The organism is Brevibacillus sp. RS1.1, from assembly GCF_013284365.1.
GTDB lineage: Bacteria > Bacillota > Bacilli > Brevibacillales > Brevibacillaceae > Brevibacillus > Brevibacillus brevis_D.
The window spans coordinates 26,762-48,965 of record NZ_JABSVA010000001.1; the positions used below are offsets into that span (position 1 = coordinate 26,762).

The 22,204-nt window shown below is 48.6% G+C and carries 10 protein-coding genes; all 10 read left to right on the plus strand.

The genetic code is table 11. The annotated features are described in order from the left end of the window. Nucleotides 1-42 precede the first annotated feature (42 nt). The 10 genes from lgrD to HP570_RS00060 all read left to right on the plus strand — a co-directional run bounded on the left by lgrD (nucleotide 43) and on the right by HP570_RS00060 (nucleotide 22,199). On the plus strand, nucleotides 43-15,300 hold the full coding sequence (gene lgrD / locus HP570_RS00015; protein ID WP_173624509.1) for a linear gramicidin non-ribosomal peptide synthetase LgrD: 15,258 nt from the start codon (nucleotides 43-45) through the stop codon (nucleotides 15,298-15,300). Nucleotides 15,301-15,404: 104 nt separating this feature from the next. Beyond that, on the plus strand, nucleotides 15,405-15,599 hold the full coding sequence (locus HP570_RS00020) for a PLD nuclease N-terminal domain-containing protein (RefSeq protein WP_007729128.1): 195 nt from the start codon (nucleotides 15,405-15,407) through the stop codon (nucleotides 15,597-15,599). A 32-nt stretch (nucleotides 15,600-15,631) separates the two neighbouring features. Further along, nucleotides 15,632-16,549, plus strand: coding sequence for an ABC transporter ATP-binding protein (locus HP570_RS00025; protein ID WP_173624510.1), 918 nt, complete (start codon nucleotides 15,632-15,634; stop codon nucleotides 16,547-16,549). After that, nucleotides 16,549-17,334, plus strand: coding sequence for an ABC transporter permease (locus tag HP570_RS00030; RefSeq protein ID WP_015891248.1), 786 nt, complete (start codon nucleotides 16,549-16,551; stop codon nucleotides 17,332-17,334). The genes HP570_RS00025 and HP570_RS00030 overlap by 1 nt, the downstream gene beginning before the upstream one ends. 15 nt (nucleotides 17,335-17,349) lie before the next feature. Then, entirely contained in the window at nucleotides 17,350-18,126 is a 777-nt protein-coding gene (locus HP570_RS00035; protein WP_173624511.1) for a CPBP family glutamic-type intramembrane protease, read from the plus strand. Then, entirely contained in the window at nucleotides 18,123-18,440 is a 318-nt protein-coding gene (locus tag HP570_RS00040) for a heavy metal-binding domain-containing protein (protein ID WP_015891250.1), read from the plus strand. Before HP570_RS00035 ends, HP570_RS00040 begins: the two co-directional genes overlap by 4 nt. A 4-nt stretch (nucleotides 18,441-18,444) precedes the next feature. Beyond that, a complete protein-coding gene (locus tag HP570_RS00045) occupies nucleotides 18,445-18,669 on the plus strand; it encodes a hypothetical protein (RefSeq protein WP_015891251.1) in 225 nt (74 codons plus the stop codon). Nucleotides 18,670-18,907: 238 nt separating this feature from the next. Next, nucleotides 18,908-19,582 carry a response regulator transcription factor gene (locus HP570_RS00050; protein ID WP_173624512.1) on the plus strand — a complete coding sequence of 225 codons (675 nt, stop codon included), beginning with the start codon at nucleotides 18,908-18,910 and terminating at the stop codon, nucleotides 19,580-19,582. Next, nucleotides 19,579-21,399, plus strand: a complete 1,821-nt coding sequence (locus HP570_RS00055; RefSeq protein WP_173624513.1) for a sensor histidine kinase — start codon at nucleotides 19,579-19,581, stop codon at nucleotides 21,397-21,399. Before HP570_RS00050 ends, HP570_RS00055 begins: the two co-directional genes overlap by 4 nt. A 113-nt stretch (nucleotides 21,400-21,512) precedes the next feature. Further along, the gene (locus HP570_RS00060; protein ID WP_173624514.1) at nucleotides 21,513-22,199 is read left to right on the plus strand and encodes a GDSL-type esterase/lipase family protein; all 687 of its coding nucleotides are present in this window, start codon (nucleotides 21,513-21,515) and stop codon (nucleotides 22,197-22,199) included. The last annotated feature ends 5 nt before the right edge of the window (nucleotides 22,200-22,204 follow it).

Genomic DNA, 22,204 nt, shown 5'->3' on the forward strand with positions numbered 1-22,204 from the left:
GCGCCTCTATGGCAAATTTTTTATGGGAGTGGGCAGGAGAAGATGAATAACATTGAAACGTATTATCCCGTTACTCCTTTGCAGCAAGGTCTCATTTTCCACAGCTTGTTGGAACCAGAGTCCGGAGCCTATATCGTACAGATGGGGTTGAAGCTGCAAGGTCCCTTGAACATTCCGTTATTCGAACAGGCATGGCAATGCCTCGTGGACAGACACGCTATTTTTCGCACCAGATTTATTGGCGGTAAAGTAAAAGAATACGTCCAGGTTGTCTTAAAAGAGCTGAAGGTTTCCCTGGTGGAACATGACATTATTCATCTTTCCTCCTCCGAACAAGAATCGTTTCTTCATACCTTTACCAAAGATGATCGCAAACGTGGTTTTAATATCGAAGAAGCGCCGTTGATGAGATTAAATCTATTCCATTTAAGTAGTAATACCTTTCATTTTTCGTGGACATTGCACCACGTGCTGATAGACGGATGGAGTATGCCGCTAGTCTTCGGGGAAGTGTTTGCGGCGTACAATATGCTATGCAAAGGGCAGCCTGTGCAGCTTCCTCCGGTTAAATCTTACCGAGACTACATCGTCTGGCTGAAAAAGCAGGACTTGAAGCAAGCGGAGGCGTTTTGGCGCACGTATCTACAAGGCTTTACGGAAACTACACCACTTTCATTCGGTCGAGCGTATAAAAATCCGTACCTTGATCAGAAAAATTATCGGGAGCTAGATCTGACTGTTTCCGAGGAAATCTCCAAATCATTACAGACATTGGCTCGTCAACATCGCCTGACAGTCAACACGATTGTGCAAGGCGCTTGGGCACTCCTGTTGAATCGCTACAGTGGGCAGGACGACATTATTTTCGGTGCCACTGTATCCGGACGTCCTGCTGATTTGCCCGGGGTCGAGACAATGATTGGTCTGTTTATTAATACACTCCCTGTCCGTGTGCAGGTAAAAGCGGAGGAGAGCGTAATCAATTGGCTCAAATCGCTGCAACAACAGCAAGCCGACTTCCGCCAGTACGAATATACCCCACTCGTGGAAATTCAGGGCTGGAGCGACTTGCCGCGTGGACAATCTCTGTTTGAGAGTATTCTCGTCTTTGAAAACACTCCTGTCGGTAATGCTAGCGGCGGCGGTGGAGAGAGTGAGCTTGCGATCGTGGATGTACATTCCGAGGAGCAAACCAATTATCCATTTACCTTGGTTGCGGCGTCAGGCAAAACTATCGATATCAAAGTCAAATTTGATGAAAGTCAGTTTGAGCAATCGTCAATTGAGCGAGTTCTAGATCAGCTTCATTCACTTCTGATCTCTATCGCCAAAAACGCCAAGCAACGAATTGCTGACCTTTCCATGATCAGCGAAAACGAACGTGAACAGGTTCTCGTTCAGTGGAACCAGACGGCGGAGGAATATCCGAGCGGACTGTGCGTCCATCAGGCGTTTGAACAACAAGTAGAGAAATCACCAGATGCGATTGCGGTTACCTATAAAAATGTAGACCTCACCTACAAGGAACTAAATGAGCGAGCAAACCAACTGGCCCATCACCTCGTGAGTAAAGGGGTAAAACCGGATACACTCGTCGGCATATGCGTGCATCGTTCCCCTGAGATGATCATCGGTATACTCGGCGTCTTAAAAGCGGGAGCTGCCTACGTACCGATTGACCCGGCTTACCCGCAAGAACGCATCGCCTATATGATCGAGGATTCGCAAACAAATGTGCTGCTGACCCAGCAGTCGCTCATGGACATCTTGCCAGCGACACAGGCGACTGTCATTTGTATAGACAGCAATCCTTTAACAAATGAACTTATCGCCAACGTTGCTTGCAAGGTCACAGAACATAATCTTGCTTACGTTATCTATACGTCTGGTTCAACAGGACAGCCAAAAGGGGTAATGGTAGAGCACCATAGTGTGATAAACATGGCTCACGCCTTGATCCATTCGTTTGATATTTCGCCAACGAGTCGTGTGCTGCAATTTACCTCGTTTAGCTTCGACGTATCGGTGTCCGAGATTGTAATGGCCTTACTCGCTGGTGCGACGCTAGTTATCGAGGATCGAGAGTCCCTTTTGCCAGGCCCTGAACTAATCCAAGTCTTGCAAGAACAACGCATTACCACCGTATCCATGGTTTCTTCGGTACTGGCAGCACTGCCTGAAGCTGACCTGCCTGATCTACGAACCTTGATTGTAGGCGGAGAAGCTCCGAGCCGTGAACTCGTGGCACGCTATGCAGCAAATCGCCAGTTCTTCAACTGCTACGGTCCAACGGAAGCAACCGTCTGCTCCACAATGATGCGCTGCCAGGCTGGCATGAGCAATCCGCCTATCGGTCGACCCATTGCCAACGCGACGATGTACGTTTTGGATGCAAATAGACAGCCCGTGCCTATCGGCGTACCAGGTGAACTGTATATCGGGGGAAAAGGCTTGGCTCGCGGCTACTGGAATCGTCCAGAACAAACAGAGGAGCGCTTTATCACTCATCCGTTCGGAAAAGAAGGGGAGCTACTCTATCGGACGGGCGACCTGGTTCGCTATCTGGAAGACGGTAACCTCGAATTCCTTGGACGTATGGATGATCAAGTCAAAATTCGCGGTTTCCGCATTGAATTAGGTGAAATCGAAAATTCGCTCAGACAGCATCCTGCCGTCCATGAAGCTGTGGTCATCGTCCGTGAAGAAAAAGCGGGAGGCAAACGCTTGGCCGCTTATCTGGTGGCAACGGGCGACGTGCCAACCGCAGAGGAACTCGTTCTTTTCCTGAAAGAATCCTTGCCTGAATACATGATACCAGCAGGCTTTGTATGGCTAGAGACGATTCCGCTCACGGTGAATGGAAAAGTAGACCGACGAGCACTACCAGCACCAGATTGGGGACAACTTTCCACGCAGCGTAATTACGTTGCCCCCCGTACTCCTACAGAAGAGTTGGTAGCCAACATCTGGTCGCAGGTTCTCTCGGTAGAGCGAATCGGCAGCTACGACGATTTCTTTGAGCTTGGAGGCCATTCTCTTTTAGCAACGCAAACCATCTCCCGCTTAAAAGAAGCGTTCAGCGTAGATTTACCGCTCCGTGCTTTATTTGAATATTCGACAGTCAACCGACTCAGCGAATTGATTGTATCAATGATTGAGGACAAATCTGGACTCGCAAGCATTCCGCTCGTACCCGTTTCACGTGATCGACATTTGCCGCTTTCGTTTGCACAGCAGCGCTTATGGTTCTTTGACCGCTTGATGCCAAATAGTTCGCTCTATAACATCCCAACTGCCGTTCGCTTACAAGGCGAGCTAAACATCGAAGCGCTCGAGCAAAGTTTGCAGATGATCATCCGCCGTCACGAGAGCTTGCGTACAACGTTCTCCGACATCAACGGGGAAGCTGTTGCGGTCATTCATCCAGAGATAGATTGGAAACTGAGCAGAATGGATATACGAGAGCTGCCAGATGATAGACGAGACGAAGAAGGACAACGCTTGACCAAAGAAGACGCGAACAAGCCGTTTGACCTCGTCACAGGCCCGCTCATGCGTGCGACGATTATTCAAACAGGAGAGCAGGATTTCATCTTCCTGCTGAACGTACACCATATCATCGCCGATGGTTGGTCAGCGGGTGTTTTACTGAGCGAATTATTTACCTGCTATCAGGCATTTAGCAAATCAGAAGTACCACAACTTACTGACCTGCCTATACAATATGCAGATTATGCGGCATGGCAGCGTGAATGGCTTACAGGAGATGTATTGGAAAAGCAACTGTCCTACTGGCGTGCAAAGCTGGGTGGAGCAGAACCGCTTCTCGCCTTGCCAACAGATCGTCCCCGTCCTGCTGTTCAGTCCTATGAAGGAAGCAGCATCACACTGATGTATGACAAAGAATTGATGACGCATCTGCTTTCTTTGAGCAAACGCGAAGGTACGACGTTGTTTATGACGTTGCTCGCCGCTTTCCAAGTATTTTTGTATCGATATACAGGGCAGGACGACATTCTCGTCGGTACTCCTGTAGCAGGACGCAGTCACCAGGAGACAGAAGGGTTAATTGGATTTTTCATCAACACATTGGCGATGCGAACAGATTTGTCAGGAGACCCGAGCTTCAGAGAGGTACTTAGCCGTGTGCGGGAAACAGCCCTGGGAGCCTATTCCCATCAAGATTTACCCTTTGAAAAGCTCGTAGACGAGCTGCAATTAGAGCGCAGTCTCAGTTACTCGCCATTGTTCCAAGTGATGTTCGTTCTGCAAAATATTCCGGTTCAGGTAGAAGCACTTGACGGAATTCGTATTTTGCCTCCAAAAGGGGATCAACAGGTAGAGACTACCAAGTTTGATCTCACCTTGACGATGGCAGAGACGACAGAGGGTTTGTCCGCAACATTCGAGTACAATACCTCTCTCTTTAATCAGCATACAGTAGAACGAATGATCGAACACTTTACCCAGCTGCTCAAAGCCGTTGCTGCCAACGCTAATCAAGCGATCACCGCTCTACAGTTGATGGGAGAAACGGAGCAGCAGCAGGTCGTAACCGAATGGAACAACACCCTAATTGCCTACTCCAAGGATCATTGCGTACATGAACTGGTGGAGCAGGTCGCTCGTGAAATGCCCAACCAGCTGGCTGTTGTCACACGAGACCACTCCATTACGTATGCGGAATTGAATGCCAAAGCGAATCAACTGGCGCATTATCTGCAAAAACAGGGAATCGGTCAGGAAAATTTGGTAGGGATCTGCGTTGAGCGCTCTATTGAGATGCTGATTGGTCAATTGGCTATCATGAAAGCTGGCGGTGCCTACGTACCAATGGACCCAGCGTATCCAAAGGATCGTCTCGCCTTCATGATGCAGGATGCAGGTATGTCGATTGTACTTACCCAAGCCAGACTGGCAGAAAAGCTCCCAGCGGGTACGAGTCAATTGATTTGCCTGGACGCAGACTGGGAGTCGATCGCCCAAGAAAGTACGACGACTCCAATGAACTTGACTACGACGAACCAGCTTGCTTACGTCATCTACACATCTGGTTCGACGGGTACGCCAAAAGGGGTTGAGATTGAGCACGCCGCCCTTCTCAATTTAATTTCTTGGCATCAACGCGTATATCATGTCACTTCGGCAGATCGAGCCTCGCAGATCTCCGGGACGGCATTTGACGCATCCGTATGGGAAATTTGGCCTTATTTAACAAAAGGAGCCACACTTTATTTGCCAGAAGAGGATATCCGCCTCATACCGGAAAAACTACGTGATTGGCTCATCCATTCTGAGATCACGATCAGCTTTTTGCCGACGCCTTTAACTGAGAGCTTGCTGGCTCTGAATTGGCCAAGCCATACTAAGCTTCGTTATATGCTGACAGGAGGAGACAAGCTCCATCACTATCCAAGTGCGAATCTGCCGTTTACCCTGGTGAACCAATACGGTCCAACCGAAAATGCAGTTGTTGCAACAGCAGGTATCGTTCCGGTAGGGGCAGGACAAAGCTTTGCACCATCCATCGGTCGTCCGATTGACAATGTGCAAGTCTATATTCTCGATGCGCGGATGCAGCCTGTACCTGTAGGAGTCACTGGTGAGCTATACATTGGTGGGAGTTCCTTGGCACGCGGCTACCTGAACCGTCCCGAACTGACACAAGAGCGCTTTGTCGCTCATCCTTTTAGTGAGATAGAAGGGGCACGTCTCTACCGTACAGGGGATTTGGTGCGCTACCTGGAGGACGGCAGCATTGAGTTCATTGGTCGTGCAGATGATCAGACAAGCATTCGCGGATTCCGCGTCGAGCTAGGCGAAGTAGAAACGGCCATTCTCGCTCACCCTGCGGTAAAAGAAGCAGTGGTCACTGTCTGCACGGATCATCAAGGAACGAAGCGTCTTGCCTCCTACCTGGTTTTGGAAGAGGGCACGGAGACTGCCACAAGCGACATCCGCAAAGCGCTAAAGGAAATACTGCCTGATTACATGGTTCCTGCGTTTTTCATCCCGTTAGCATATCTGCCGCTCACACCAAACGGAAAGGTAGATCGTAAAAATTTACCTGCACCTGATTTCAATCGTCCTGAGTTGGAAGGGAAATTCGTCTCACCAACAACGGAAAAGGAGCAACACCTTGCCGCGATATGGAAAGAAGTTCTCGGTATTGACCAAATTGGCATACACGATAATTTCTTCGAGCTTGGCGGTGATTCGATTCTCAGTATCCAGATTGTGTCACGTGCCAATCAATCAGGTCTAAGGCTCACTCCGAAGCAATTATTCGAGTACCAAACCATCGCCGAATTAGCAGAAGTCGTAGAGGAAAAAGAAGCGATCCTTGCTGAACAAGGTCCGATTATCGGCGAATTGCCGCTCTTGCCGATTCAGAAGTGGTTCTTCCAGCTTCCGTTGAAGAACAGACATCACTGGAATCAATCCGTGCTGCTCTCCATCCAGGCAGGCATTGATCAGGGGGCACTGAAACAGGCGGTAGGACACTTGCTCGATCAACACGATGCTTTACGCATGCGCTATACACAGACAGAACTCGGCTGGAAGCAAGAGATGGATGCGCCAAGTGATACGATTCCATTCCGGATCGAAAATCTGTCCCACCTTACACCAGATGAGCAATTCAAGGCCATCGAAAAGATTGCAGATGAGACGCAGGCAAGTCTGAATTTGTTTGAAGGGCATGTAGTTCAGGCCATTTATTTCGATTTGGGTCAAGCCAAACCCAATCGTCTTTTGATCGTCGCCCATCACTTAGTCATCGACGGAGTATCGTGGCGCATCATTCTCGAGGACTTGCAAAGCGCCTATCAACAAATTGCCGCAGGGCAAGAGGTGAAACTACCAGCGAAAACGACATCCTACAAAGAATGGGCGGAAGAACTGGAGCGCTACGCGAATTCAGATGCTTTAGAAAACGAAAAAAGATACTGGATGACCAAATCCTCTGTCCATTCAGCACAACTACCTGTGGACGTGACAGAGGCTGGTGAAAATACAGAAGCAACGACAAAGTCCGTCAGCGCTACATTGACCAACGAAGAAACCAAAGCATTACTGCAAAACGTCCCGCAGGCATACCGCACCCAGATCAACGACGTCCTGCTAACCGCTTTGGCGAAGTCACTTACTCGATGGACGGGGAATCGATCTGTCTTCGTCAACGTAGAAGGGCATGGCCGTGAAGAATTGTCAGAGAGAATCGATCTGTCCCGTACCATCGGCTGGTTCACCAGTATGTATCCGGTGCATCTTCAATGGGACGAAACGTTCTCTGTCGGAAAAGCACTTTTGACGACCAAAGAAGAACTGCGTGCGATTCCAAACAAAGGGCTTGGTTATGGCGTTCTTCGTTACCTTCATGCGGATCAGAATACTGTCGATGAAATATCCCGCATCCAATCACAAGTGCTGTTCAACTACATGGGCAAAATCGATCAAATTGTCGATGGTGATTCCTTATTTGGCGGGGCACCTGAGTCCAGCGGTTCCAACCTGAGCCAAGACGCTGGAAGACACCACCTGATCGACGTAAATGCTGTCGTTGCAGGGGAACAACTACATGTGACTTGGCGATACAGTGAGAACATTCATCTAGAGAGCACGATTACAGCAGTCGCGAAGGACTTCATGGATGCGCTTCGTGAGATTATTGTCCATTGTGCGACAGAGGAAGCTGGCGGTTACTCCCCATCCGATTTTCCTCTGGCTGAATTGGATCAGAAGAGCATCGACAAACATATCGGTTCTGACCGACATATCGAGGATATCTATACACTTTCTCCGCTCCAACAGGGGATGCTGTTCCACTCCCTGTATGCAAGCGACAGCGGGGATTACGTCGTCCAATTTGCGATTGATTTCAAAAACCTGAATGTGCCGGTGTTCGAGCAAGCGTGGCAAAAAGTGATGGACCGCCATTCCATTCTAAGAACTCACTTCGTTTGGGAAGGTTTGAATCAAGCGCACCAAATTGTCCGCAAAGAGGTTAAGGTATCTCTTCGTCAGGAAGATTGGCGCCATCTGCATTCCGATGTACAGGATGAGATGTTTACCGCTTTTCTGGAGGAAGACCGTAGACGAAGCTTCAATATTACACATGTACCTTTGTCACGATGGGTTGTCTTCCGAACAGGAGAAGAAAGGTATCGTTTCGTTTGGAGCTTCCATCACGTTCTTCTTGATGGCTGGAGCGTTCCTTTGGTACTGAATGAGCTGTTTGCCTATTATGCCGCGATCTGCGAAGGCCAAGAAGTTAAGCTTGGACATCCTCAGCCGTTTTCCCAGTACATTGCTTGGTTGAAACGTCAGGATATGCAGGAAGCGAAGCGCTTCTGGGTAGACCAACTGAAAGGCTTCCACGAGCCAACCAGCTTGGGAATGAGCAAAGCAGTTGTCGCCGCGGGGCCGAAGCAATACGAAGAGAAGAGCGTCCTCCTGTCAGAAGAGACAAGCGAGCACTTGCAAAAATTCGTACGCGAGCACCAGTTAACACTCAATACCGTGGTACAAGCGGCGTGGGGCTGGATTTTGGGAAGCTACAGCGGGGAAGAGGAAGTCATTTTTGGTGCGACAGGTTCAGGTCGTCCGGCAGACCTCTCCCATGTTGAGACAATCGTAGGCTCCTTCATTAATACCTTACCTGTCCGGATATCCTTGCAGCCGAACGCGACGGTGCTAGAGTGGCTGAGAGATTTGCAGCATAGACAGTTAGAAATACGCCAATATGAATACACTCCGCTGTTCGACATTCAGGGATGGAGCGAATTGCCGCGTGGATCTGCGCTGTTTGAATCGATACTCGTATTCGAGAACTATCCGGCTGTACAAGCAACAGGGCAAGAAACAGAAGAGTCCAGTTCAGCTTCGTCCAGTGTTTCTTTGGAAATACACGACGTAGCAGCTGTCGAACAAACGAATTATCCACTTACCTTGGTCGCAGCACCAGGCAAGCAAGTGGCCATCAAGCTCAAGTATGAACAAAACCGTTTTGATGACACGATGATCGACCGGGTCTTGAACCAAATCACCCAGCTCATGGTCACGATGAGCCAGTCTCCAGAGATGCATCTGGGTGACGTGACATTGATAGACGATGTCGAGCGCGAGCAGGTACTCATCGATTGGAATCGCACGGAGAAGGAGTATCCACGCGAACTTTGCATCCATCAGGCATTTGAGCAACAAGTCGCGAAAACTCCTGAAAATGTGGCCCTTGAGTATAAACAACAAGCCATGACTTATGCGAAGCTAAACCAAAGAGCCAACCAGTTGGCGCACCTGCTTCTCGCACAAGGCGTGCAGCCTGATACGACGGTTGCGATCTGCGTGGAGCGCTCTCTGGAAATGATCATTGGCATTCTTGGTGTATTAAAAGCGGGAGCGGCCTATGTCCCGGTCGACCCAGCTCATCCCGAAGAAAGAATGGCCTTCATGCTGGAAGATTCACAAGCGGCTGTCGTGCTGACACAAGCTAGACTTGCTGAGCCATTCACAAAAACGAACGCGAAAGTCATCTGCTTAGATGAAGAAGAACTGTTCTACGAGCAGATGTCCGTAGAAAACGCACAAAGCGATGTCGTAGCAACCAATCTCGCCTATGTTATCTACACATCCGGAACCACAGGGTTGCCGAAAGGGGTAGCTGTTGAGCATCGCAGTGTGATGAATATGGTACAGGCTTACATGAATTACTTTGAAATAAACGAATCCAGCCGTGTACTGCAATTTACGTCATTTGGCTTCGACGTTTCCATTTCCGAGATTTTACAGGCCCTGCTCTCTGGGGGAACGTTAGTCATCGAAGATCGTGAGTCGCTATTACCAGGCCCAGACCTCGTTCGCACCCTTCGTGAACGTCGCATCACCAAGGTATCAATGGCATCTTCGGTACTCGCGTCACTACCTGTTGAAGAGTACCCGGATCTGGTCTGCCTTGAGGTCGGAGGAGACGCATGCAGCCGCGAACTGGTTGCCCACTATGCAAAAGGACGAAAATTTTATAACTGCTACGGACCGACAGAAGCAACAGTTGGTACGGTCATTGCTCGATTAACGGATGCTGACCATGCCCCAACGATTGGTCGTCCATTCCCGAATACCAAGCTGTACGTGTTAGATCGAAATCTACAGCCAGTTCCTATCGGTGTTCCGGGAGAGCTATACATTGGTGGCGAGAGCCTTTCGCGTGGATATTGGAATCGTCCAGAGCTTACAGCAGAGCGTTTTATCCCGAATCCATTCGGTCAAACGGGAGAACGCCTCTATCGAACAGGCGACCTTGTTCGTTACCTGCCAGATGGCAACGTGGACTACATCGGTCGTGTCGATGATCAGGTGAAAATCCGTGGGTTCCGTATCGAGTTAGGCGAAATTGCAGAGGCATTGAGACAACATGCAGGAATCAAAGAAGCAGTCGTTATCGCCCGAGAAGCTCGACCTGGTGACAAACGATTGGTAGCCTATCTGACCCATGCTTTGGAGCAGGAGACGTCCATAGACGAAATTAAGCTCTGGCTCAAAGAGAAGCTTCCCGAGTACATGATCCCGTCGCATTTCATGTGGCTTCCGGAAATTCGCCTTACGGTCAACGGAAAAATTGACCGCAAAGCATTACCTACGCCAGAATGGGGCCAGCTAACAGCCGTATATGTCGCGCCACGTACCCCAGTAGAAGAAATGGTCGCTAACGTCTTTGCTGAAATCCTTTCCATAGAGAAAGTGGGCGTACACGACAACTTTTTCGAGTTAGGCGGACACTCCCTGCTCGCAACGCAGACCGTTTCTCGCCTGCGGGAAATCTTTGGGGTAGAGTTGCAAATCCGTGCGTTGTTTGAATACCCAACAGTCGAAGGGCTTAGTGAACAGCTAGTTATGCTGACAAAGCAAACATCCATTAAGATGGCTCCACCGATTGTGAAAGTATCTCGCAAAGAACCGCTCCCATTGTCATTTACCCAGCAGCGTTTGTGGTTCCTGGAGCAGTTCACCCAAGGAAGCTCAGTCAACAATATTCCATCCTTCCTGCGGATTCAGGGAGACCTCAGCATAATCGCTTGGGAAGAAAGCTTGAAAGCTATCATACAGCGTCACGAGAGCTTGCGTACTCGCTTTGAGGTTCGTGACGGACGTCCTGTTCAAGTGATTCACCCTGAGGACGATTGGGTCATGAACCAAACCGATCTGCGTGCTTTGGATCCTGCGAAACGAGAAGGAGAAGTCAAACGCCTTGCTGAAGAGGTCACACTCGAGCCATTTGACCTAACCAAAGGTCCGTTGCTCCGTGCCAATCTGGTTCAGCTCGACGAAAAAGACTTTGTGTTCCTGTTCGTGATGCACCACATTGCAGCAGACGGTTGGTCGATGGGAATTTTGCTGAGCGAATTAATGACCAATTACAAAGCATTTAGTCAAGGTGAGGCATCACCATTTACGGAATTGCCGATCCAATATGCAGATTTTGCCGTCTGGCAGCGTGAATGGTTAAGTGGAGAGGTGCTTGATGGACAGCTCGAGTATTGGAGAGAAAAACTCAAGGGCAGCGAGCCATTACTGCAACTGCCAACAGATCGACCGCGTCCACCTGTACAGACATACGAAGGAGAAAAGCTCTCCGTTCAGTTTGAAGCCGATCTCTTGGAAGAATTGCGTAATCTGAGTGGAAAAGAAACGACGACACTCTTCATGACATTGGTTGCAGCCTTCCAAACGCTGTTGTACCGCTATACGAATCAAGAAGATATTCTCGTCGGAACACCGATTGCGGGACGTAACAAACAGGAAACGGAGCAATTGATTGGTTATTTCATCAATACGCTTGTTTTACGCACGGATATGTCGGGTCAACCAAGCTTCCGCGAATTGCTTGCACGCGTTCGTGAAACAGCTCTAGGGGCATATGCAAACCAAGACGTACCGTTTGAAAAATTGTTAGATGAGCTGCAGTTGGAGCGTAGCATGAGCTACTCGCCACTCTTCCAGGTGATGTTTATTCTGCAAAACATCCCGATGCAGGTCGATCCTGTTGATGATATTCAGATAAGCAGCTTTGATGTGGGGGCGGAGGCCGTCACCTCGAAGTTCGATTTGACGGTGACCATGGTAGAGACATCAGCCGGTCTCATCGCTACCTTGGAGTACAACAAGGCGCTGTTTGATCACAGTACGGTCGTTCGAATGGTTGATCATTTCCACAAGCTTCTGGAAGAAATCATTGCCAACCCGGATCAATCAATCACCTTGCTACCGCTCATGCGTGAGGAAGAGGAACAGCGACTCATTACCGAATGGAATCGTACGGAAGCGCCATACCCGAAAGAAAAATGCGTTTATGAAATGATTGAGGACATGGTAACGAAAGCCCCGGACAACATCGCGCTCATCGTAGGAGATCAAACGACTACCTACGGGGAATTGAACAGACAAGCGAACAAACTGGCTCATTATTTACGCAAGCAAGGAGTAGGACCCGAAGTACTCGTCGGTGTCTGCGCACAGCGGACAACCGAGATGATGATTGGACTTTTGGCCATTATGAAAGCTGGCGGGGCCTATGTGCCAATCGACCCAAGCTACCCGGCGGATCGCATTGCCTACATCATCGAACACTCACAAGTTCCGGTCTTATTAACACAAGAAAAACTGTTGCCAACTCTGCCTGAGCACAACGCCAAAGTGATCTGCCTGGACAATGATTGGGAAGCAGTTGCCGACGAAAGCGAGGAGAACCCGACCAAGCTTGGAAATTCCGACAATTTGATCTATGTCATCTACACGTCCGGTTCTACAGGCAATCCAAAAGGAGTAGCGCTCGAGCATCGCAGTGTCAGCTACTTCCTATCGTGGGCACACGACACATTCACACCAGAGGAGATGAGTGGCGTACTGTTCTCCACGTCAATCTGCTTTGACTTGTCTGTCTACGAAATGTTCGCAACACTGACCATGGGTGGCAAAGTTATCATGGCGGAAAATGCATTACAATTGCCATCCTTGCCAGCAGCCAATCAGGTGACACTGATCAATACCGTACCATCAGCAGCGATGGAGCTGGTGCGTATGAATGGGATTCCAGCGTCGGTGCGCGTCATGAACCTATGCGGTGAGCCACTTTCTAACAAGCTGGCACAGGAATTGTATGCCTTTGAAAACGTAGAAAAAGTCTTTAACCTCTACGGACCTACAGAGGATACCGTTTACTCTACACACTCCATTGTGAAAAAAGGAGCCGTCAGCGAACCACTGATCGGACGACCGCAGTTCAATACGCAAGTTTTTGTATTAGATAGTCATCGAAAACCAGTTCCGGTAGGAGTGCCGGGAGAATTGTACCTCAGTGGTTCAGGCTTAGCACGTGGCTATCTCCACCGCCCCGATCTGACCATGGAGCGCTTTGTGCAGAATCCGTTCCGTGGGCCAGGGGAGAGAATGTACCGGACGGGAGATCTCGTACGCTACTTGCCAGATGGAAATCTTCAGTTTATGGGACGTGTTGATTACCAGGTCAAAATCCGCGGCTATCGTATCGAGTTGGGCGAAATCGAATCTGTTCTGAGACACCACCCTGAAGTCAAGGAAGTCGTGCTAGTCGCTCGTGAAGACAGAGAAGGGGACAAACGTCTAGTAGCGTACATCGTGTTCGAAGAGAATCACACAAGTACGTCTCATGACCTGAACCACTTCCTGACTGACAAGCTTCCAGCCTATATGATCCCGCAACACTTTATGATCATGGAGAGCTTACCAAAGACGCCAAACGGTAAGCTGGATCGCAAAGCGCTACCGAAGCCGGAATACGACCGCTCGGAATCAGGCGTCGAATACCAAGCGCCGCAAACGCCAGTCGAGATTATGTTGCATACGCACTGGGCTTCCGTACTCGAAATGGACAAAATCGGAGTACACGACAACTTCTTCGAGGTTGGCGGTCACTCATTGCTCGCTACCCAGCTTATCTTCAAGGTTCGCGAAGAGCTACAGCTTGAGGTACCGCTGCGAATCCTATTCGAGACCCCGACCATTGCGGGTATGGCCAAGACCATCGAGGAAATTCTCAAACACGGTCTTTCTGTTGTTTCCCATGACATCGACGCAAAGGATCTCAAGGATGAAGTCATACTCGATCCTGCGATTCAGGCTGAACATCCGTACGTGGGTGATCCAAGTCAGTTCCAAGCAGCATTATTGACAGGAGCCACTGGTTTCCTTGGTGCTTTCTTGTTGCGTGACCTGCTACAGATGACAGAGGCTGACATTTACTGCCTCGTTCGAGCTTCTGATGAAGAGGAAGGAATGGCACGACTACGCCAAACATTAGAGCTATACGAGTTATGGAATGAGGAGCAGGCGCATCGGATCATCCCTGTCATCGGTGATTTGGCAAAGCCACGACTGAATCTGTCCGAAGATCAGTTCTCCGAGCTGGCTGAAAAAGTGGATGTGCTCTATCACAATGGTGCTCTCGTTAACTTTGTGTATCCGTACGCAGCCTTGAAGAAAGCTAACGTAAATGGGACGGAGGAAATCCTTCGCCTCGCTGTAGCCAAAAAGACCAAGCCTGTGCATTTCGTCTCAACGATTTTCACGTTTGCATCCGAAGAAACAGAAGAATCCATGGCCTTCCGCGAAGAGGACATGCCAGAGAACAGTCGCGTCCTCACTTCCGGTTATACACAGAGCAAGTGGGTAGCCGAGCATCTCGTCAATCTCGCTCGCGAACGCGGCATTCCAGCGGCGATATACCGTTGTGGACGGATGACTGGGGACAGCGAAACAGGAGCATGCCAGAAGGACGATCTGATGTGGAGAATTGCAGCCGGGATTATAGATTTGGGCAAAGCTCCTGACATGAGCGGCGATCTGGACATGATGCCAGTTGATTTTGCAAGTAAGGGAATCGTTCATCTCTCCATGACCGAGCAGAGCTTGAGCGAAAACTTCCACTTGCTCAACCCGAACTCAACCGATTACGAAGACCTGATTTCGGCGATTGAAGACAGAGGATTTGTATTGGAACGAGTCACCATGGATGAGTGGATTGAGGCGGTGCAAGAGGATACGAAAGAAAACGGCAATGAAGCCAACTCAGCCGCTCCGCTCGGCAATCTGTTCACAGACGGCCACACAAGCAGAGGAAGTGTAGTCTATATAGGCAATAAAACGACACGTTTACTGCGTCAAAACGACATTGATTGCCCGGAAATTGACGAGGAAGTTTTCGGTAAAGTCCTTGATTACTTTATCAGAAGCGGCCAACTAAAATTACCGGAGCAAGCCCTGCAATAAAAAAATAATGCCCATCCGTCACCTCATTATCATGGTGGCGGGTGGGAAAATAACCAAAATAGTGATAAACTTTAAAATAACTACAAATATTGGAGGTTTTATCCATGCCATTTGACATTCAGCTACTTGCACCTATCATTGCTATTCAATTGATCCTAGCAGTTATTGCATTAATCGACTTGGCTCGACGTGAAGCATACCGCGTTGCAGGTGGAAAAAAATGGCCATGGGCTCTCGGCATTATCTTTATAAACACCTTGGGTCCGATCGTGTATTTCTTTGTAGGCAGAAAAGACTAGCTCAAGAGAACCGAGGAAAGGGTTGACATTCTTTGCGAGTTATCGAATGTGAAGGCCTCACAAAGGAATATAAAGAGCATAAAGCGTTAAAGAACGTAACCTTTTCCGTCGATGGCATCGGTTGTGTCGGTTTTCTTGGGGGGAATGGTGCCGGGAAAACGACGACCATTCGCATCCTAACCGGATTGGCTGCACCGACCAGAGGAAAAGTGAAAGTAGTAGGCTACGACGTCGTGACTGACCGCAATAAAGTCACAAGTGAAGTAGGGTATTGCCCACAAATCCCAGCCTTTTACAACTACATGACAGCGACAGAGTGGATGCATTGGGTGGGCAAACTTTATGGATTGGACAAGCGCACAATTGCGCAGCGGACGGATGAACTCTTGGAGTTATGCGGAATCAATGAGGCGAGGAACCGCCCAATAAGCGGTTACAGCGGAGGGATGAAGCAGCGTCTGGGTATTGCCCAGGCGCTCATCCACAACCCCAAGCTACTCGTTTTGGACGAGCCTGTTTCCGCGCTCGACCCCATGGGCAGATATGACGTCTTATTGCTAATAGAAAAGTTGAAACAACATATGACAGTTTTTATGTCGACTCACATTTTGGATGACATCGAAAGAATCGCCGACCACATCGTCATCATCAAGGACGGTACGGTGGTGCTGTCGTCCAGTTTGGATCAGCTGCGAGCAAACCATGTGGAGCCACTGATTGAATTCAAGCTTGATCAACAAGACATAGATTTAACCGATGTATTGAATGGGCTAACCTGGATCAGGGAATGGAACCTAGACGGCAATATTTACAAAGTTCTCATCAATGACATGGAAAAAGCCAAGGCACTCCTGCCGCACATTCTTTTGGAAACTGGCGGGACACTGGCGTATTATCGCTTGTCCGCATCGACCCTCGAAGATATTTTCCTAAAGGTTGTGAATAACTGATGACTTCCCACCCAATGATCAGAAAAGAATTTAATGAATTGGTCAAAACCTACAAGATTCTCATCATTCCGATTGTGTTTATTGCTTTAATGATTACACAACCGATTACGATGAAAATGCTCCCTGATATTTTGGCCAATTCCACTGGACTGCCAGAAGGGGCCGTCATCAAAATTCCAACCCCGTCTGCGCCGGAAGTACTCTCGACGGCGATTAGCAAATTCAGCTCACTCGGCACGTTTGTGCTAATCCTTATCGTCATGGGGTCCATTGCCGGAGAGAAAGCCTCAGGGGTAGCATCCATGGTATTCGTCAAGCCCATCAGTCGAGCTAAATACTATCTCGCCAAAGCAATTACCTACTACACGTTAACAATGGCAAGCATGCTAATCGGGATGGGGATAACTGCCTATTATACGGAGATCCTTTTCGGAAAACTAGATTGGACCCATGTATGGATCGGTACGTTGATGTACATACCGAATCTATTCCTTGTCGTCACAACAACGCTGTGCGCCTCCAGCTTTTTTAGCAATGCTGTTGGTGCCGGTGGAGCCTCGCTGGTATTCAATATCCTGATCTTCACTGTTCCACAATTTTTGGGTAAATTTTTAGATATGGTGTCACCAGGTGGATTGTCAAATGCGGCGATGATGGTGATTCAAGAAAACTCAACGCTGGCCCAAGCTTTCATCACAGGGTTACCGGGCCTCGCAGGTGTCTTTACACTCAACATCGTGTTTTTCTTTATGGGCTGGTACTTTTTAGAGCGATCAGAAATCTAAAGAGGAGGCGTAGAAATGGAACATTTTTGGCTGATCTGGTTGGTTAGTGTACTGTGCGCTCTATGCACGATACCTATTCAATCCAACGTGATTCGCCAACAAGTACAGCTACAAGCCGCCATCTATTCTACTAACAAAGTCCCGCCTGTTTCTGTCATGGTTGCGATTATGATCATTCAGAGTTGTATATTTTTGGCTCTGGCGACTGCGATAGGTCTATGGCTCATGCCTTCCACTGGTCTTCGACTCTGGATTCTCGATCATTGGGTGTCCAGAGCGGAGCTGCCTTTTTCCATTTGGTCGTTTTTGGCTGTATCGATTGGTTCAGGTGTCGTGGTAGGTCTCTTGGTAAAATGGTTGGACCGTTCTTTCTTTCAACAACACATGACCACAATAATGGGGAAAGAACCGATTTCATCAAGATTCTTCGGCTTTCTCTCGTCTTTTTACGGAGGAGTTTGCGAAGAAGTGCTCATGCGTCTAGGGGTTATGACTGTTGTCGTCTTTTTGGCACAGAAGATGGGATGGCTGGGAAGTTCCTATTGGCTAGGCATCTGTGTGGCCGCCATTGTTTTCGCGGTATCCCATCTTCCAACCAATTACATGACGTACGGAAAAGGTAACGTGGTCACTGTATGGACGTTGTTGCTAAACGGTATCTTGGGCATCTTGTTTGGCTTCCTATATTGGCAATACGGTTTAGAAGCTGCGATCATCAGTCATTTTAGCGCTGACATCGTACTACATGTGATCTTGAAAAATAAAACGATAGAAAGTAGGAGAAGCAAATGATCGTTGTAACAACAGAAAACATTCCAGGATATCGTGTCGTTGAAGTGAAAGGAACAACATTCGGCTTAATCGTTCGAGCACGCGGAATTGGCGGAGACATCATGGCTGGTCTTCGTTCAGTCGTTGGCGGAGAAATCAAGGAGTACACGGTGCTTCTGGAGGACGCGCGCAAGCAGGCACTTGACCGCATGATAAAAAACGCAACTGCCATGGGAGCTAACGCTGTGGTCATGTGTCGTTACGACTCTGGAAATATGGGAAATATGGGGGAAGTTGTCGCATACGGTACAGCAGTTGTCATTGAAAAGGTGTAAATGAATGATTTATATCATTTCCTACATCGTTTTTCAGGTCTTGCTACTCATCATTTTGCTAATCATCTCGAAAATCAAGGACAAGAGACTGCACCAAGACCACGGCGAAGTCGTCCCGCCTGGATTTGAGCCGACGAATGAAGTGACGATCGATCCGGTAACGCAGGAAAAACGTCGTGTATACTTCAATCCGAAGACCGGGGATCGCTATTACAAAATTGAAAAATAAGCGATGAGGATGACTCTCCAGTTCATGGGGCAGGAAAGAATGTTGTTAGCAGAATAATAGTAGAGACGAGCCAAATCTTGTTAGACGACAAGATTTGGCTTTTGTTGTGCGCCCGTAATGGAAGGTGAAGGTATCTCGAATGTCGATTTGAAGCTGAGCCATATTGTGACGACCGCAAAGTCATGATACCATTCTAAAAAATATCTTTTGGAGAGATAGAGGGCGAGAGGTCATTAGCATGGCGAAAACGATACTGATTGTGGAAGACCAGCAGGTTTTGCGAGAGATTATGAAGGAATACTTGATGGACGAGGGATACGAAGTGCTGGAAGCGGGGGACGGGAGTCAGGCTCTGACGTTATTTCAAGAGCATGAAGTGCATTTGATCATTCTGGACGTTATGCTGCCAGAATTGGACGGGTGGTCAGTATGCAGACGCATTCGCAAAGTTTCCAACGTCCCCATTCTGATGTTAACAGCTCGTTCGGATGAGGATGACACGTTGCTTGGGTTCGAGCTCGGGGCGGACGATTATGTGGTGAAACCGTGCAGTCCTCCCATCCTGCTGGCACGCTCCAAACGGTTGCTGGAAAACCGACAAATGCACGAACCGGGGGATATGTTGTCCGGAGGGGGGATTACGATTCACTTGCCGTCCCGAACCGTTTCGATTGAGGGTAAGAATTATAGCCTGACGCACACGGAATACGAAATTTTGGCCTACTTGATGAAAAACAAAGGCATTATCCTCTCTAGAGAACAGCTCATTATAAAAATCTGGGGTTACGACTTTGTCGGCGAGGATCGTACGCTCAGCAGCCATGTTCGGAATTTGCGTTCCAAGCTGGGAGATCATGCGAAGCATATCGTCACGGTTGTTCGTTCCGGTTATAAATTCGAGGAGCGACCATGAGAACAAGCATTGTACGCAAGCTATTTCTGCTCACGACGGGATTATGCCTGTCTGTGATCGCGAGCATTTTTATCGGACAAACCGTATTTTTCGAGCAGTATTATGTGCATCAAAAGGTAGAAAAGGTGAAGGAAGCCCTTCAATCCTATCGGCAAAACGAGTTGACTCATGACGGTGCTTCCCAGGATGAAGTCAGGAAGGAACAGGAGTTTTATCAAAAGACGAATGCCTGGTTCGCTCGACTGGATGATAGAGGCCAGTTGAAATATACTGACGATTTCCAGATGGAGGTCCGTCTGGAGGACTCAGACATCATCCCTGCTCTTTCTGGCAAGTCGCTTGTCGTTCCGTTGTACACGGTCATGGATGCGGAGGATATAAGCACCGATACCCCCTTCCTCGATCCTTATGTGAAAGTGGGACAACAGATTGCCATGGAAGGGATCATGTTCAATAATCATTGGTTTGCGCAACGGATCGGGAGGAGTGTCTCCAATCTCAGAGAGGAAGATCAACTGGAGAATCAGCAACTCGTCAAAAAAGAGTATGAGGTCGTCCCGAGATTCAAGAGTGGCACCGAATACCATGAGCGGTATCCCAGCGTTTTGTTTCGTGGAACCATCACACAGGTCCGAAAACCGCAAGGCGCGGATGTATCCCGCTATATGAACCGCTTATTTCTTGAACGGGTGAAAGCTTTTCAAGCGGATCTTCTCTACGGAGATGTTGTGGAGCAAACAAGCACCATAATGGACTACCAAGAGAACAATATCGATTACAAAATATTCGTTGAGCGCGTGACCGATCAAACAGGGAAACCCGCCTATCTGTTTGCCATGACATCGCTGCAGCCCGTAAACGAAGCGGCGGAGATCATGCGAAGTTATTACGGCTACATCACTGTGGGTACCTTGCTGCTCGTTCTGCTCGCCTCCTTCTATTACTCCCGCAGAATAGCAGGTCCTTTGCTCCGCATGGATGACATGACGCAAAAAATGGCCAAGCTAGACTTCTCTGAAAAAATTCCGATCAAGACAGAGGATGAGATCGGGAGCCTGTCACGGAATATTAATCGACTTTCGGATATGCTGCATGCTCATATTGTCCGGCTGGAGCAGGATATTGAGAAAGAAAAGCGGCTGGAGCAAACGCGTAAAGAATTTATAGCGGGCGTGTCGCATGAGCTGAAAACTCCTCTCAGCATCATGGAAAGCTGCCTGTACATTTTGAAGGATAAGGCGGACAGCCCGAAGCGTGACTACTATTTTGCTGCGATGGAAGATGAAGTGCAGAAGATGAACCTGCTGGTTACCGATATGCTGGAATTGGCAAAATATGAATCCGGTACGTATAGAATGCAGATGGATTCGTTCCGGATTGATATGCTACTGGAGAAAATCTGCGTAAAGTTGGCACCAGATCTTGCCGGCAAGCAGTTACAGTTGCACCACCGTTTAGCCCCAGTTGAAGTCACCGCCAATCAGCATCGAATCGAGCAGGTAATCGTGAATTTCCTGACAAACGCCATACGCTACACGCCGGAACAAGAGGATATTGTCATCTCGACGGTTGAAGGGGAGGATACCGTCAAGATTTGCATCGAAAACAAAGGCGTCCAGATTCCTGCCGAGCAGTTGGAGAAGATATGGGATCGCTTCTACCGAGTTGAGCATTCCCGCAACCGTACGACCGGGGGAACCGGTTTGGGCCTGGCGATCTCCAAGCAGATACTAGAACTACACGGGGCGGACTATGGGGCAATGAATACGGACGAAGGCGTCTTGTTCTATTTTGAATTGAAGAAAACGAAAGTGTAGAACTTCGGTTCTGCACTTTTTTTATTGCATTTCTACCCAATCTGCAACTGATCTGCATCTGATCTTGATATCCGACGATTACTCTTTACCTTGTTCAAAAAGAAAGGGGAAAGATGAAAGTGCAAAAGAAAATGATGGGTATTACACTGTTCGCCATGGTCGCCTTAACGGTTGCGGCATGTGGCACCAATGGACAACCACCCGCTTCAGAGATTACTAGACAAGCTGGTGACATCTCCACACCGGAGCAAACCTCATATGCATCACTGTATCAAACAAGCGTTTTTCTCGGAGATTCGATTACGGAGGGATTGTCTTACCATGATGTGTTGAAAGATGAGAACGTGCTGGCAGGTGCAGGGAAAACGGCTGAATTCGCGCTGGAAGATTTGGACGAATTAGTCAAGCGAAAGCCTGAGCATATTTTTATCCAACTGGGTTCGGACGACATTTTATGGCCGACCGACCACCCCAAGGAATATTCGTTATCGTACTACGCTCAATTGATCGAGCGCATCAAAGAAAGGCTCCCTGAGGCACCCATCACGATATTATCCGTTACACCGGTTACGGCCAAGGCAGAAAAAGCGGAGCCCCGCTATCAAAATATCGGTGACTACAATAAGGGATTGAAAGAGCTGGCAAGCAAGGTAAAAGTCGGATACATCGATGTATCGTCAATTGTTGCCGATCATCCTGACATGTACGATGCAGACGGCATTCATTTCCAGGCCAAGTTTTATCCGATCCTGCTCGATTACGTAAAAGATGAGCTGGCGCGTATGGAGAGCGCAAAATAACGGCG